Genomic DNA, 14,035 nt, shown 5'->3' with positions numbered 1-14,035 from the left:
ATGAAAGTCCTCGAAGTTCTGGAAAAGAGCATCACCGTCTTCTGCATCGTCTCGTTCGGCGGGTCGGTGCTCCCGGCGCTGCTGACCGGCGGCGGCACGACCGATCCGGACGCGCCGGGCGCGGTGATCTACTTCATGGCCGTCTACGTCATGATCCTGGGCCTGATCGCGCTGCGGCCCAGCCTGGCCTTCCGCATCCCGACGGGAAGCCCGGCGGTGTCGCTGATCGTGGCGCTGGCCTTCCTGTCGGCCCTGTGGTCGATCTACCCGGACGTGACGCTGCGCCGCGCGGTGGCCTTCCTGTTCACCACCGCCTTCGCCGTCTATCTCGCCCTGCGCTACACCTTCCCGGAAATCATCCGGATGCTGGCGACGGGCCTGTCGATCCTGATGGTGCTGTCCTACGCCTCGGTCTTCGCCATGCCGGCGGTCGGGCTCGACCACGAGCAGCATGTCGGCGCCTGGAAGGGCATCTTCTGGCAGAAGAACGTCACGGGCCGCATGATGGTCTGGCTGGTGCTCTGCCTGCTCTGGCTCGACTGGACGCGCGAGGGCAAGCGCTGGGTGGTCCGCCCGCTGCTGCTGATGGCCCTGCTGCTGATCGTGATGAGCCGGTCGGGCACCGGCCTGGTGACCTCGATCCTGGTCGCCGGCCTGCTGCTGGTCAGCGGCTTCGTGCGCGGCGGCATCCGCAGCTTCGCGCCGGCCATGGCCTTCGTCCTGCTGGTCGCGGTGGTCGGCATCACCAGCGGCACGACCTTCTGGCACGACATCCTCTACATGCTGGGCCGCGATCCGACGCTGACCGGGCGCACGGTGCTGTGGGAACACACGCTGATGTCCATCCAGGACCGCTTCCTGCTCGGCTGGGGCTACGGCGCCTACTGGTACGGAGCCTACGGTCCGGGCAGCACCTTCACCCAGGGCTGGGGCATCAATTCCGCCCACAACGGGTGGATGGAAGCGTGGCTCGACCTCGGCCTGCCCGGCGTGATCCTGACGGCGATGCTGATGGGACGCCTGCTGATCCAGGGCTTCGGCGCCATCCGCTACAGCGAGAACCGCGCCGAGCCCGCCTGGATCTTCACCGTCGGCTGCGCCCTGCTGCTGATCTCGGTGTCGGAGAGCGTGTTCCTGGAACGCCATTCCCTGAACTGGATCGTGCTGGTGATCGCGGTGACCCGCCTCGTGCAGCGCCGCCGCTGGGCGAAGATGCAGGCCCGCATGCAGGACCAGCAGCAGGCGTACAACGCCGGCTTCTCCAGTTCCTCCCCTTACGGAACCTCCTACGGCGGGCCTCCGGCCGCCGGCTGGAGCGGTCCGGCCCGGCCCGGCTGACGGAAGGAGGCCCCCTCATGTTCCGCCCCCCGAAATCTCCGTCGCGACAGAAGGTAATGTCATGACGTCCCCACACGAGATGGTCACCGTCGTCATCCCCACCCGCAACCGGCCGGACATGGTCGCGCGGGCCGTGGAAAGCGCGCTGGCACAGACCTACGCCCCGCTCGAGGTCGTCGTCGTGATCGACGGGCCCGACCCCGCCACCGAGGAGCGCCTGAGGGCGTTCGGCGACCCGCGGCTGACCGTGATCGCGCTGGAACAGAACCGCGGCGCCGCCGGCGCCCGCAATCTGGGCGTGGAACGCGCGGAAGGCGCCTGGATCGCCTTCCTCGACGACGACGACGAATGGATGCCGGGCAAGATCGCCCTGCAGATGGCCGCCCGCCCGCCCGGCGTGCGCTACCCGATCATGAGCTGCCGCTGCAAGGTGGTGACGGCCCGCGGCGACTTCGAATGGCCGCGGCGCCTGTGCACCCCGCGGGACCGGATCGGCGACTACCTGTTCGTCCGCCACGGGCTGTTCAAGGGCGAGACCTTCGCCCCCACCACCACCCTGCTGGCCCCGAAGGCGCTGCTCCAGCGCCAGCCGATCCCGAAATCGGCCTTCGACGACTGGGAGTGGCTGATCTCCTGCGGGCAGATCGAAAGCTGCGCCCTGGTGACGGTGCCGGAGGTGCTGGCGATCCACTACACGGAATCGGACCGCATCACCCTGTCGACCTGCCACAACATCGACATGGCCCTGAACTGGGCGGAGTCGGTGCGGCCCCGGCTGTCGCCCCGCGCCTACGCCAGCCTGCTGCTCCAGGCCACCGGCGGCGAACAGGCGGCGCGGACGCCGGCGGTGCGCAAGCGCATCCTGAAATCGGCGCTGCGCGACGGCGCGCCGACCCCGATGGCGCTGACCACCTTCCTGATGCATTCGCTGATGCCGGTCGGGCTGAGGCGCCGGCTGCGTCAGGCCATCTTCTCGGCTCCCGGCGCGGCGTGAGGGCAGAATGGGTTTGATCGATAGGGGTTTCCGGCGCAAGAAGGCGCCCCGCGCCTGCATTGTCTTCGCCACCCCCGGCGCGCTCGACGGCGGCGGGGGGATCGGGCGGATGACGGGCTACATCGTCGACGCCTTCCAGAACAGCCCGGCCGCCCCGGAAACCGTGGTGCTCGACACCCGCGGCACCGGCAGCGCCCTGCTGTCGCCGGTCTATCTGGCCGGCACGCTGGCGCGGCTGGGCGCCCTGATGCTGCGCCGCCGCCCGACGGTCGTGCACATCAACGTGTCGGAGAACGCCAGCGTCTGGCGCAAGGCGGTGGTCCAGCTCTTCGCCGGGCTGTTCTCCTGCCCCACGGTCGTGCATCTGCACGGCGCGTCCTTCATGGAGTATTTCGACAAGGGGCCGGTGTCCCGCGCGATCAGCCGCTGGCTGTTCGACCGCTGCGGCATCGCGCTGGTGCTGGGCGAGAGCTGGCGGAACTTCCTGGTGCAGTCGGTCGGGACGGACCCGCACAAGGTGCGCGTGCTCTACAACGCGGTGCCGGACATCGGCGCCGACCTGCCGGTCCGCGCGGCGCCGCCGGAGGGAGCGATCGTGTCGCTCCTCGTGCTCGCCAACCTGTCGGAGCGCAAGGGCATCGGCACGCTGCTGCGCTCCTGCCGGCTGATGAAGGACCGGGGCTTCCGCTTCCGCGTGACCATCGGCGGCGGCGGCGACGTCGAGGGCTACCGCCGCATGGCGGCGGAGCTGGGCGTGGACGGCGAGTGCCGGTTCGAGGGTTGGATCTCCCGCGAGCAGGCGCACGCCCATCTGCGCGACCACGACATGCTGCTTCTGCCCTCGACCCACGAGGGGTTGCCCATGGTGATCCTGGAGGCGCTGTCCACCGGCATGCCCGTCATCACCACCCCGGTCGGCTCGATCCCGGAGGTGCTGACCGACGGAGAGACGGCGCGGATCGTCCCGGTCAACGACCCGGAGGCGCTGGCCCACGCGGTCCGCGACCTCGCCGCCCGGCCGGCGCTCTACGCGCGCCTGTCGGCGGAGGGGCGCCGGCTGTTCCTGGAGAAATTCGTCATCGAGTCCTATGGCCGCAGCCTTCAGGACATCTATGCGGAGCTGAACCGCCCCGACGCCGTCCGGCGCCCCTCATTGGGAGCGCTGCCCGACGCCGCGGCGGCCAAGCCATCGCTGACCCGCGCGGGCCGACAGTAAGAACCCATTTTTTCCGCGGGGTCCCTAATTCCTTCCTCCCTGAAGCTTCGCGAGGGGAGCGCGACAGTCAGGAGCGGATATGATCTACATCGTTTCACCCGGCGGCACGCTCGAAAAGGGCGGCATGGGGCGAATCGTCGACAACTTCACGACGGACTTGCGGGAGAACCGCCCCGACGTGAAGTTCGAGGTGATCGACAGCTACGGGCCGGACGCGAAATTCCACCTGATGCCCTTCTACTTCGCCGCCGCGATGCTGCGCCTGTTCGGCTGCTTCGCGACCGGCAAGGCCCAGCTCGTGCACATCCACATGGCCGAATATGGCAGCGTGCTGCGCAAGGGGCTGATCGTCGCCATGGCCTCGCTGTTCCGGGTGCCGGTCGTCCTGCATCTGCACGGCGGCCGCTTTCCGAAGCATTACGAGGACGCCAAGCCGCTGTCCCGCTGGGCCATCCGCAACATGATGGAAATGACCAGCGAGGTGGTGGTTCTGGGCGAGTACTGGCGCAACTGGGTGGTCACCACCTTCCCGGCCGTGCGCCGCACGACCCTGCTGCACAACGCCGTGCCGGGGCCGGAGACGATCCCGGAGCGCGCGGAGGACGGGCCGGTGCGCCTGCTGTTCCTCGGCCGCCTGATCAAGCTGAAGGGCATCGACGTCCTGCTCGACGCTCTGGCGTCCGACGTTTGCCGCAGCCGCTCCTGGCAGTTGACCATCGCCGGCGACGGCGACCTGGAAACCTACCGCGCCCAGGCCAAGGCGCTGGGGCTTGAGGAGCGCGTGCGCTTCACCGGCTGGCTCGACCAGACCGGCTGCCGCAAGGAGCTGGTGCAGGCCCATGTGCTGGTCCAGCCCTCCATGTTCGAGGGGTTGCCGATGTCGGTGCTGGAGGCCATGGCCAACGGCCTGACCATCGTCGCCACCCCGGTCGGCAGCGTGGGCGACGCCATCGCCGACGAGGAGACCGGCCTGCTGGTGCCGCCGGGCGACCGGACGGCCCTGGCCGATGCGCTGGCCCGCGTGATCGACGACGCGGAGTTGCGCCGCCGGCTGGGCCAGGGCGCCCGCCGCCGCTTCGAACGCCAGTTCGACATCGCCGTCTACCGGGAGCGCATCGTGGAGATCTACCGCCGCAACGCCCGCGGCTGGATGTCCGAGCCGGCGCCCACGGCCTCCATCGGGCCGCGCCGGGCGCGCTCCGGCTGACGATCCCGCCGATCCGGGTCCGGTCCAGCGCCGGGCCCGTCCTGCCTTTCAACCGGTCCGCAACCGCCTCGCCAGCCGTGAACAAAGGACCGGATACACAGCAGAGGTCCAATCCCCATGAAGCAAGCCATCGCGGCCGGAATCGTGCGCTGGACGGGAGTCGGTGCCCTGTTCCGAAATCTGTTCGCGCGCCGGAACGTGACGATCGTCGTGTATCACGATCCGGACCCGGAAGTGATGCGCGCGCACCTCGCCTGGTACGCCGAACGTTACAGCTTCACCACGCTGGACGCGGTGGCAGACGCGCTGGAGAGCGGGCGGTGGGGCGACCTGCCGCCCTATCCGCTTGTCGTCACCTTCGACGACGGCCACCGCAACAACGCCCGCCTGGAGCCCCTGTTCAAGGAATTCGGGGTGCGACCGACCATCTACCTGTGCAGCCGCGTGGTCGGCACCGCCCGCCCCTATTGGTGGAAGACCGCCGCCGCCGAGCGAATCGGCACCGAGACGCTGAAGCGCCTCCCCGACCCGGAACGCCGCCGCCGGCTGGCCGAGGCCGGTGACGACCCCGACCGGGACGGCGCCGACCGCCAGTCGCTGACCTGGGACGAGGTCCGGCATTTGGCCGCCGTCACCGATTACGGCGCCCACACCCGCACCCACCCGATCCTTCTGCAATGCGACGACCAGCGCTGCGCCGAGGAGATCGCGCTGTGCAAGACCGAGCTGGAGGAGGCGACTGGCCTGCCCTGCCGCCATTTCGCCTTCCCCAACGGCGATTTCAGCGACCGTGAGGTGGCGATCATCCGGCAGGCCGGCTTCCGCACCGCGCGCACCATCGATCCGGGCTGGAACGGCCCGAAGGCCGACCCGCTGCGGCTGCACGCCGTGCCGATTTCCGATGACGCCTCGGTGGACTGGCTGTCGGTGCAGGTGACCGGCATTCCGGCCTGGCTGCGCAAGCGCAAGAACGGCGGCGTCGCGCCGGCTCCAACCCCGACGCACGGCGATCCGCTGCCGGCGGCGTGATCCCAGCGACGCGCGTTCCTCCTTGCCCCCTCCCTAACCCTCCCCCGCTTCGCAGGGGAGGGGACGTGATTCTCCCTCCCCTGCGGAGCGGGGGAGGGTCGGGGTGGGGGCTCGTACGCCCGCCCCTCAGCAACCATGACGAGAGCGATAGGCCCTCCTACGCCACAAGTCAGAGAGGGTTCCCCAAGAGTACGAGAAGGTATTCCCTGCTCAATTGCAATGACCCTGAGTGGTTAGCCACTGTCTTCACCGTCCGATCGTCCTTTGCACTCTCGAAAACACCGCATTCGAATGCAATAAAGAATGACGTACTCGGCGGCGTTGCCGAAGCCTCTCTGCAAAGAACGGGAAATGCCTTTCCCAATCCCACGCAACGAGGCGGTAACACCGAAAGGAACGGAACGGCCCCTTTGGAGTAACTCCCAACGAGGTCGACCACCGTCCCGAACTGCCGGCCAAGGATCGACGATCAAACCCACAGGAGTTGCCAGCGACATGCGGACCGCCATCACCACCGAGACGACGACCCTGAGCGCACCCGCCACCCAGGAAATCCGCGCCTTCATCGTGGAGAACTTCCTGCTCGGCAGCGACTCCGGCTTCGACAACGCCGAATCCCTGCTGGAGACCGGCATCATCGACTCCACCGGCATCATGCACGTCGTGGCCTTCCTGGAAGAGCACTTCGGCATCATCGTCGAGGACGAGGACATGGTGGCCGACAACCTCGAATCGGTCAGCCGCATCGCCGCCTACGTCGAGCGCAAGCGGACCCTGAAGGACGCGGCCTGATCCGTCCGCCAGGACGGAACGGACCATCGGGACAGTCACCGAAGCCAGGCAAGGGAACAGCGTCATGGCGCACCTGCTTCATCAGTTCCTCAGCGAAACCGCCGCAAGGCGGCCTCACCACACCGCGCTGATCGCGGGGGAGAACGCCGTCACCTTCGCCGAGCTGGACCGCCAGAGCGACGCCGTCGCCTGCGCGCTCCAGTCCGCCGGGGTGGTGCGCGGCGACCGGGTGGCGGTCATGCTGGAGAACTCGATCGAGTATGTCGCGGGCCTGTTCGGCGCGCTGAAGGCCGGGGCCGTCTATGTCCCCGTCAACCCGTCCACCAAGGCGGACAAGCTGGCCTACATCCTGACCGACGCCGGCGTGCGGGCGCTCATCGCGCCCTCCGCGCTCGCCCGGCAGGTTGTGCCGGCGGCTGGTGAGGCATCCCACCTCGCCACCACGCTGTGGGTCGGGCCCGCCGTGCCGGCCGGGGCCGGCGGGCTCTCCTTCACCGACATCGTGGCCACCCACCCGGACCCCCAGTCCGGAGGCACCAAGCCGCAAAGCCGCGGCCTGATCGATCAGGATCTGGCCGCCATCCTCTACACCTCGGGAACCACCGGGCGGCCCAAGGGCGTGATGCTCAGCCACGCCGCGCTGGTGAACACCACCTGGTCGATCTCCACCTATCTGGAGAACACGCCCGACGACGTCGTGATGTGCGTCCTGCCGCTGACCTTCGGGTACGGCCTGTCGCAGATCCTGACCGGGGCGCGGGTCGGCTTCACGGTGGTCCTGGAACGTTCCTTCGCCTTCCCGGCGGAAACGCTGGCGCGCATGGTGAAGCACCGCATCACCGGCCTGCCCGGCGTGCCGACCTTCTTCTCCACGCTGCTGGGGATGGAGGCGCTGAAGACCGCCGACCTGTCCTCGCTGCGCTACCTGACCAACGCAGCGGCCCCCCTGCCGACCGCCCACATCGACCGCCTGCGCGAGCGCTTTCCCGATGCCGCCTTTTATTCGATGTACGGCATGACGGAATGCTGCACCCGCATCTGCTACCTCGACCCGCGCGACCTCGGCACCAAGACCGCCTCGGTGGGCCGGGCCATTCCCAACTGCGAAGCCTATGTGGTGGACGAGCTGGGCAACCGCGCCGCCCCCGGCGAGGTCGGCGAGCTGGTGGTCCGCGGCGCCAACGTGATGCGCGGCTACTGGAACCGGCCGGAGGAAACCGCCAAGCGCCTGCGCAGCGGGCCGCAGGGCGAGACCCTGCTCTACACCGGCGACCTCTTCACCATGGACGCCGACGGCTGCCTCTACTTCGTCAGCCGCAAGGACGACGTGTTCAAGTGTCGCGGTGAGAAGGTCAGCCCCAAGGAGGTCGAGAACGCCCTCTACGAGCTGGAAGCCGTGGTCGAGGCCGCCGTTCTCGGCGTGCCCGACTCCGCCGACGGCATGGCGGTGAAGGCCTATCTGGTCGTCCGCCCCGGCGCCACCCTGACCGAGATGGCGATCCGCCAGCACTGCCGGGGCCGCCTGGAAAGCCATCTGGTGCCCAAGTTCATCGAGATCCGCGACGAGTTGCCGAAGACCGAGTCCGGCAAGATCAAGCGCGCGATGCTCGCCGAAACCGCCTGACTTTTTTACCGCCGATCCCTTTCCCGCCGGATCAAGACACACAGGAGAGCGTGCGATGTGTGGTGTCGCCGGAGTTCTCGCCGGGCCGCGTGCCGAGCCCGCCGGACTCGACGAACTGAAGCGCATGATCGCCATGATCGGGCACCGCGGCCCGGACGGCTACGGCTTCTACCGCGACGGGCGGATCGGGCTCGCCCATGCGCGCCTCAGCATCGTCGGTCTGGCCGGCGGCTTCCAGCCGATCCACAACGAGGAACGGACACTCTGGATCACCTTCAACGGCGAGATCTTCAACCACGTCGAACTGCGGCGTGACCTGGAGGCGCGCGGGCACCGCTTCTACACCCGCACCGACACCGAGGTGATCGTCCACGCCTTCGAGGAGTACGGCCCCGCCGCCTGGGCCAAGCTGAACGGCCAGTTCGCCATCGGCCTGTGGGACGCGGTGAAGCGCGAGCTGTGGCTGGTCCGCGACCGGCTGGGCATCCTGCCGCTGTTCTACGCCCGCAGCGGCGACCATCTCGCCTTCGCGTCGGAGGCCAAGGCCCTGTTCGGCGGCGGCCGCATCGAGCCGCGCTTTGACGCCGCCCGCCTCGCCCAGGTCTTCACCCACTGGAGCGTCGCCCCCCAGGGCAGCGTCTTCGCCGGGGTGCAGAGCGTGCCGCCGGCCACCGCCATCCGCATCGATGCCGACCTGCGCCTGCACGAGGCCCGCTATTGGGAGCCGGACATGGCCGGCGATCCCGCCCTGTCCCGCATCACGCTGGACGAGGCGGCGGACCGGCTGGAGGAGAAGCTGCTCGACGCCATCCGGCTGCGGCTGCGCGCCGACGTGCCGGTGGGCGTCTACATCAGCGGCGGGCTGGACAGCTCGGTGATCGCGGCGCTGGCCCGCAAGCTCGACACCACGCAGATGCACAGCTTCGGCGTGCGCTTCGCCGACAACGCCTTCGACGAGACGCCGCAGCAGCGGCTGGTCGCCGGCCATGTCGGGACGGAGCATCACGACATCCTCTGCACGGCGGAGGACATCCAGGCGGCCCTGCCCGATGTGATCTGGCACGGCGAATCGCCGCTGGTCCGCACCGCCCCGGCGCCGCTGTTCCTGCTCTCCCGCCTCGTCCGCGACAGCGGCATCCGCGTCGTTCTGTCCGGCGAGGGCGCCGACGAGTGGCTGGCCGGCTACGACATCTTCAAGGAGGACAAGGTCCGCCGCTTCTGGGCGCGGCAGCCGCACTCCACGGCGCGCCCGAAGCTGCTCAGCCGCATCCATCCCTACGCCGCCACCAGTGGCCAGAAGGACAGCCCGCTCTGGCAGGCCTTCTGGAAGCGCGGCATGACGGAGACCGACGATCCCTTCTACGCCCACCGCATCCGCTGGCAGAACACCGCCTGGACCCAGCGCCTGCTGGCCCCGGACGTGCGCTCCGCCGCCAACGCGCAGGCCTTCGACGAGGTCGTCGCCGCCCATCTGCCGGCCGGCTGGTCGCGCTGGAGCCCGCTCGCCCGCACCCAGTGGACGGAGATCGCCGCCTTCATGTCGCCCTACCTGCTGACCAGCCAGGGCGACCGGGTGGCGATGGCCAACAGCATCGAGGTCCGCTACCCCTTCCTCGATCCGGAGGTGGACGACCTCTGCGCCGCCCTCCCCGACCGGGTCAAGATGCTGGGGCTGCGCGACAAGCTGGCGTTGCGCCGCGTCGCCTCGCGCCTGCTGCCGGCGGAGATCTTCCACCGCCCGAAGCGCCCCTACCGCGCCCCGATGACCACCGCCCTCTTCGGCGCCCAGGCCCCGGCCTATGTCCGGGACTTGCTGTCCGAGGAGTCGCTGAACCGCTACGGCTTGGTCGACGCCGCCGGCGTCACCGCGCTGGCCGCCAAGGCCCATCGCACCGACGGCCGCATGGCCGGCGAGCGCGAGGAGATGGCCCTGGTCGGCGTGCTCACCCTCCAGATGCTCGCCCGGAACGTGCTGGACGAGCTGCCGGGCCGGGCCTCGACGCTCCGCGCCCGCTTGGACGCCGCGCCCATCCACATTCTCGAAGAGCATTTGGACAGCGCCGCCGCCGCCTGATCCGGCGGCCCGGCGCGGTCCCCAAGGCACAGTCCTTCTCACAGTCTCCTTCTCACAGTCGATGCAACAACGCCAACCGGGAAAACCGACACCATGCTGAACGCCCTGCATCCCTTCGACGCCAACGCCCTCTCGCTCGACTGCGCGGCCGCGGCCCGGGAGATCGAACAGTTCATCCAGCGCACCGTCGCCCACGACCTGAAGCGCCAGGGCATTGTGCTCGGCGTGTCCGGCGGCATCGACAGCTCGGTCTGCGCGGCGTTGGCCGTTCGCGCGCTCGGGCCGGAGCGCGTCCTGGCGATCCTGATGCCGGAGAAGGAATCCTCGCCCGACAGCACCCGCCGGGGCCGGTTGCTCTGCGAGAGCCTGGGCATCGAGCCGATCATGGAGAACCTTACCGCTCCGCTGACCGCGCTCGGCTGCTACGACCGCCGCGACAGCGCCATCCGCCGCCTCTTCCCGGAATACGGGCCGGGCTGGAAGCAGAAGATCGGTCTGGCCGCCGGCCTGCTCGACGCCGACCGCGTCAACTACTTCACCATGACGGTTGAATCGCCGGAGGGCGACCGCCAGACCAGCCGCATGCCGGTGGACGTCTATCTGTCGGTGGTCGCCGCCACCAACCTGAAGCAGCGCGTCCGCAAGACCATGGAATACACCCACGCCGACCGGCTGAACTACGCGGTCCTCGGCACGCCGAACCGGCTGGAGTATGAGCTGGGCTTCTTCGTGCGCGGCGGCGACGGTCTGGCCGACCTCAAGCCGATCGCCCACCTGTTCAAGACCCAGGTCTACCAGATGGCCGCCTGGCTCGGCCTGCCCGACGACATCCAGAGCCAGTCGCCGAGCACCGACACCTACACCCTGCCGCAGTCGCAGGAGGAGTTCTACTACGCCATCCCCTACGACAAGCTGGACTTGGCGCTCTGCGCCTACGGCCGCGGCGTGCCGGAGGACGAGGCGGCCCGCGCCCTCAACCTGTCGGTCGAGCAGGTCCGCCGCGTCTACAAGGACATCGTCCTGAAGCGCCGCACGTCGGGCCGCATCCTGCGCAACGCCGCGCTGGTGCAGCCGGTCGAGGTGGACGGGAGCGACGCATGACCGCAATGCCCTGGCTTCAGCGGGGTGTGGAACGGTTCATGTCCGAGGATCGTGTCGCGCTGGAGTCCTTCCAGCGCGACCACTTCGGCGCGGACTCCCCGCTGCTGGACGACACCCATTTCAGTTGGCTGTTCGAGGAGCCGCCGACCCCCGATCCGGAGGGGATGCAGCTTTGGGTCTGCAAGCGGAACGGGGGGATCGTCGGCCAGCAGGCGGGCATTCCCTTCGCGCTGAAGGTGGGGCAGCGGGTGCGCCGCGCCTCCTGGGCGATCGACCTGATGGTCGCCCCGGAATGGCGGCTGCGCGGCGTCGGGCCGGGCCTGTCGGAGACCCACGCCGCCGCCAGCGAGGTGAGCGTCTCCCTGTCGATGACCGACGCCGCCTACAAGTCCTACAAGCGGGCGGGCTGGCTCGATCTCGGCAACGTCCCGACCTATCTGCGCGTGATCGATCCGCCGCGCTGCCTGCGCGTCAGCCCCTATGACGGCGGTCTGGCCCGCCTCATGGCGCGGCTGGGAAAGCCGGCGATGAGCGCCGCCTCGCTGGTCGGCCACGCGGCCGCCCGGACCTTCGGCGCCCGGCTGGTCGAGGTCGAGCGCTTCGACGAGCGGATGGACGGGCTGTGGGAGGCCGCGGCCCCCCAGCATCTCTGCGCCGCCCGGCGCGACCACGCCTATCTCCAGTGGCGCTTCGACAAGATCCCCAATGCGGCGCGGCACCGCCGCTTCCTCGTCATGCGCGGCGAGACGGTGGTGGCCTATGTGGTTTTGCGGGTGGACCGCTGGCGTGATGAGAGCGTCGGGGTGGTTTGCGATTATCTGGCCCGTCCGGGCTGGCTGATGCCCGCCTTCGCCCTGCTGGTCGAGCGCGCCCGACGGGACCGGCTGGCCGCCCTGGTCTGCCGCACGCTGAACGCCCAAGCCGCCCGTCCCCTGTCGATGATGGGTTTCCTCTGCCTGAAGAACGGTCTGCGCCAGCCGACCCGGATGATGGCCCGCCCCGCGGCCGACCGTCCGGAACTGACTCCACTGATCGGCGACCCGAAGAACTGGTTCGTCACCGCCGCCGACAGCGACATGGGCTTCAAGGATCTCGGCGGATAAACGGTTTCGCAAACGGAAATCCGCTCAAAACGAAAAGGGCGCCCGCATCGTCGCGGGCGCCCTTTTCGTATGGGTCGTGCGTAAAGTCGAGAATGTGAGGGTGCATCTTCCGAGCGCATGAGCGGTTTGCCGCTGCACGCGACGTTCATAAAGGATCAAGCCGATCGAGCGATTAGTAAGGCTCAGCTTCAGGCGTTGCCGCCCGTCCACATGCCTCCTATCGACGTGATGGTCTGTCACGGCTCTCAAGGGAGTTCTGGTTTAGAGGTGGGTTTCCCGCTTAGATGCTTTCAGCGGTTATCCCGTCCATACTTAGCTACCCGGCCATGCCACTGGCGTGACAACCGGTGCACCAGAGGTATGTCCATCCCGGTCCTCTCGTACTAGGGACAGATCCTCGCAAAACTCCGACACCCACGGCAGATAGGGACCGAACTGTCTCACGACGTTCTAAACCCAGCTCACGTACCACTTTAATCGGCGAACAGCCGAACCCTTGGGACCTGCTCCAGCCCCAGGATGTGATGAGCCGACATCGAGGTGCCAAACGACTCCGTCGATATGGACTCTTGGGAGTCATCAGCCTGTTATCCCCGGCGTACCTTTTATCCGTTGAGCGATGGCCCGTCCACATGGAACCACCGGATCACTATGGCCGACTTTCGTCTCTGCTCGACTTGTCTGTCTTGCAGTCAGGCGGGCTTATGCCATTGCACTCGTCGAGCGATTTCCGACCGCTCTGAGCCCACCATCGCGCGCCTCCGTTACACTTTGGGAGGCGACCGCCCCAGTCAAACTACCCGCCATGCAGGGTCCCGGCTCCGGATGAACGGAGCGCGGTTAGATGCCAGAGACCTCAAGGGTGGTATTTCAAGGATGGCTCCACCCGAGCTGGCGCCCGGGCTTCCTAGCCTCCCACCTATCCTACACATGAGATCCCTAGCACCACTGCAAAGCTGTAGTAAAGGTGCACGGGGTCTTTCCGTCTGACCGCGGGTACTCCGCATCTTCACGGAGAGTTCAATTTCGCTGAGTTGGTGTTGGAGACAGCGGGGAAGTCGTTACGCCATTCGTGCAGGTCGGAACTTACCCGACAAGGAATTTCGCTACCTTAGGACCGTTATAGTTACGGCCGCCGTTTACCGGGGCTTCAATTCGGAGCGTGAACCCCTCCTCTTAACCTTCCGGCACCGGGCAGGCGTCAGACCCTATACGTCGCCTTGTACGGCTTCGCAGAGCCCTGTGTTTTTAGTAAACAGTCGCCACCCCCTGGTCTGTGCCCCCCGCCATGGCTTGCGCCACAACGGGGCCCTCTTCTTCCGAAGTTACGAGGGCAATTTGCCGAGTTCCTTCAACACCATTCTCTCAAGCGCCTGGGTATGCTCTACCAGTCCACCTGTGTCGGTTTGGGGTACGGTCTGATGCGGGGGCTGTTTCCTGGAACGGGTCCCCAGCCGGGCCAATCCGATAAGGCCCGACACGCTTTCCCATTCGTCACACACCCGCTGGCCCACGAATATTAACGTGGTTCCCATCGACTACGCCTTTCGGCCTCGC

At 68.1% G+C, this 14,035-nt stretch carries 10 protein-coding genes and 1 rRNA gene (1 of these 11 cut by a window edge); 10 read left to right on the top strand and 1 reads right to left on the bottom strand.

What is annotated here, in order from left to right:
* The 10 genes from Sp245p_RS20675 to Sp245p_RS20625 all read left to right on the top strand — a co-directional run bounded on the left by Sp245p_RS20675 (position 1) and on the right by Sp245p_RS20625 (position 12,478).
* Positions 1-1,338 (top strand): O-antigen ligase family protein, encoded by a 1,338-nt coding sequence (locus Sp245p_RS20675; protein ID WP_014198159.1) that lies wholly within the window; start codon positions 1-3, stop codon positions 1,336-1,338.
* Between the two features lie 61 nt (positions 1,339-1,399).
* A complete protein-coding gene (locus tag Sp245p_RS20670) occupies positions 1,400-2,332 on the top strand; it encodes a glycosyltransferase family 2 protein (RefSeq protein ID WP_014198158.1) in 933 nt (310 codons plus the stop codon).
* Positions 2,333-2,339: 7 nt separating this feature from the next.
* Positions 2,340-3,548, top strand: coding sequence for a glycosyltransferase family 4 protein (locus Sp245p_RS20665; protein WP_014198157.1), 1,209 nt, complete (start codon positions 2,340-2,342; stop codon positions 3,546-3,548).
* 79 nt (positions 3,549-3,627) lie between these two features.
* Positions 3,628-4,755, top strand: coding sequence for a glycosyltransferase family 4 protein (locus Sp245p_RS20660; RefSeq protein WP_014198156.1), 1,128 nt, complete (start codon positions 3,628-3,630; stop codon positions 4,753-4,755).
* A gap of 117 nt (positions 4,756-4,872) precedes the next feature.
* The gene (locus Sp245p_RS20655; protein ID WP_014198155.1) at positions 4,873-5,784 is read left to right on the top strand and encodes a polysaccharide deacetylase family protein; all 912 of its coding nucleotides are present in this window, start codon (positions 4,873-4,875) and stop codon (positions 5,782-5,784) included.
* Positions 5,785-6,279: 495 nt separating this feature from the next.
* Positions 6,280-6,576 (top strand): acyl carrier protein, encoded by a 297-nt coding sequence (locus Sp245p_RS20645; RefSeq protein ID WP_014198153.1) that lies wholly within the window; start codon positions 6,280-6,282, stop codon positions 6,574-6,576.
* Positions 6,577-6,640: 64 nt separating this feature from the next.
* Complete coding sequence (locus Sp245p_RS20640) at positions 6,641-8,200, top strand: class I adenylate-forming enzyme family protein (RefSeq protein WP_014198152.1); 1,560 nt, start codon at positions 6,641-6,643, stop codon at positions 8,198-8,200.
* Between the two features lie 55 nt (positions 8,201-8,255).
* Positions 8,256-10,274, top strand: a complete 2,019-nt coding sequence (gene asnB, locus Sp245p_RS20635) for an asparagine synthase (glutamine-hydrolyzing) (RefSeq protein WP_014198151.1) — start codon at positions 8,256-8,258, stop codon at positions 10,272-10,274.
* Positions 10,275-10,367: 93 nt separating this feature from the next.
* A complete protein-coding gene (gene nadE / locus Sp245p_RS20630) occupies positions 10,368-11,375 on the top strand; it encodes an NAD(+) synthase (RefSeq protein ID WP_014198150.1) in 1,008 nt (335 codons plus the stop codon).
* A gap of 38 nt (positions 11,376-11,413) precedes the next feature.
* The gene (locus Sp245p_RS20625; RefSeq protein WP_246119803.1) at positions 11,414-12,478 is read left to right on the top strand and encodes a GNAT family N-acetyltransferase; all 1,065 of its coding nucleotides are present in this window, start codon (positions 11,414-11,416) and stop codon (positions 12,476-12,478) included.
* A 151-nt stretch (positions 12,479-12,629) separates the two neighbouring features.
* Here Sp245p_RS20625 and Sp245p_RS20620 read toward each other — a convergent pair.
* Positions 12,630-14,035, bottom strand: a 23S ribosomal RNA gene (locus tag Sp245p_RS20620) (it continues 1,342 nt past the right edge of the window).

It is taken from the genome of Azospirillum baldaniorum, assembly GCF_003119195.2.
Taxonomy (GTDB): Bacteria; Pseudomonadota; Alphaproteobacteria; order Azospirillales; family Azospirillaceae; genus Azospirillum; species Azospirillum baldaniorum.
Note: the sequence above shows the minus strand (reverse complement) of the source record. Positions and strands in the feature narration are given on the sequence as shown.

Bases quoted from the DNA above. Each gene is read 5' to 3' on its own strand.
- Sp245p_RS20665 (WP_014198157.1), top strand. From the start codon at position 2,340: ATGGGTTTGATCGATAGGGGTTTCCGGCGCAAGAAGGCGCCCCGCGCC.
- Sp245p_RS20655 (WP_014198155.1), top strand. From the start codon at position 4,873: ATGAAGCAAGCCATCGCGGCCGGAATCGTGCGCTGGACGGGAGTCGGT.
- asnB (WP_014198151.1), top strand. From the start codon at position 8,256: ATGTGTGGTGTCGCCGGAGTTCTCGCCGGGCCGCGTGCCGAGCCCGCC.
- nadE (WP_014198150.1), top strand. From the start codon at position 10,368: ATGCTGAACGCCCTGCATCCCTTCGACGCCAACGCCCTCTCGCTCGAC.
- Sp245p_RS20675 (WP_014198159.1), top strand. From the start codon at position 1: ATGAAAGTCCTCGAAGTTCTGGAAAAGAGCATCACCGTCTTCTGCATC.
- Sp245p_RS20640 (WP_014198152.1), top strand. From the start codon at position 6,641: ATGGCGCACCTGCTTCATCAGTTCCTCAGCGAAACCGCCGCAAGGCGG.
- Sp245p_RS20660 (WP_014198156.1), top strand. From the start codon at position 3,628: ATGATCTACATCGTTTCACCCGGCGGCACGCTCGAAAAGGGCGGCATG.
- Sp245p_RS20670 (WP_014198158.1), top strand. From the start codon at position 1,400: ATGACGTCCCCACACGAGATGGTCACCGTCGTCATCCCCACCCGCAAC.
- Sp245p_RS20645 (WP_014198153.1), top strand. From the start codon at position 6,280: ATGCGGACCGCCATCACCACCGAGACGACGACCCTGAGCGCACCCGCC.
- Sp245p_RS20625 (WP_246119803.1), top strand. From the start codon at position 11,414: ATGTCCGAGGATCGTGTCGCGCTGGAGTCCTTCCAGCGCGACCACTTC.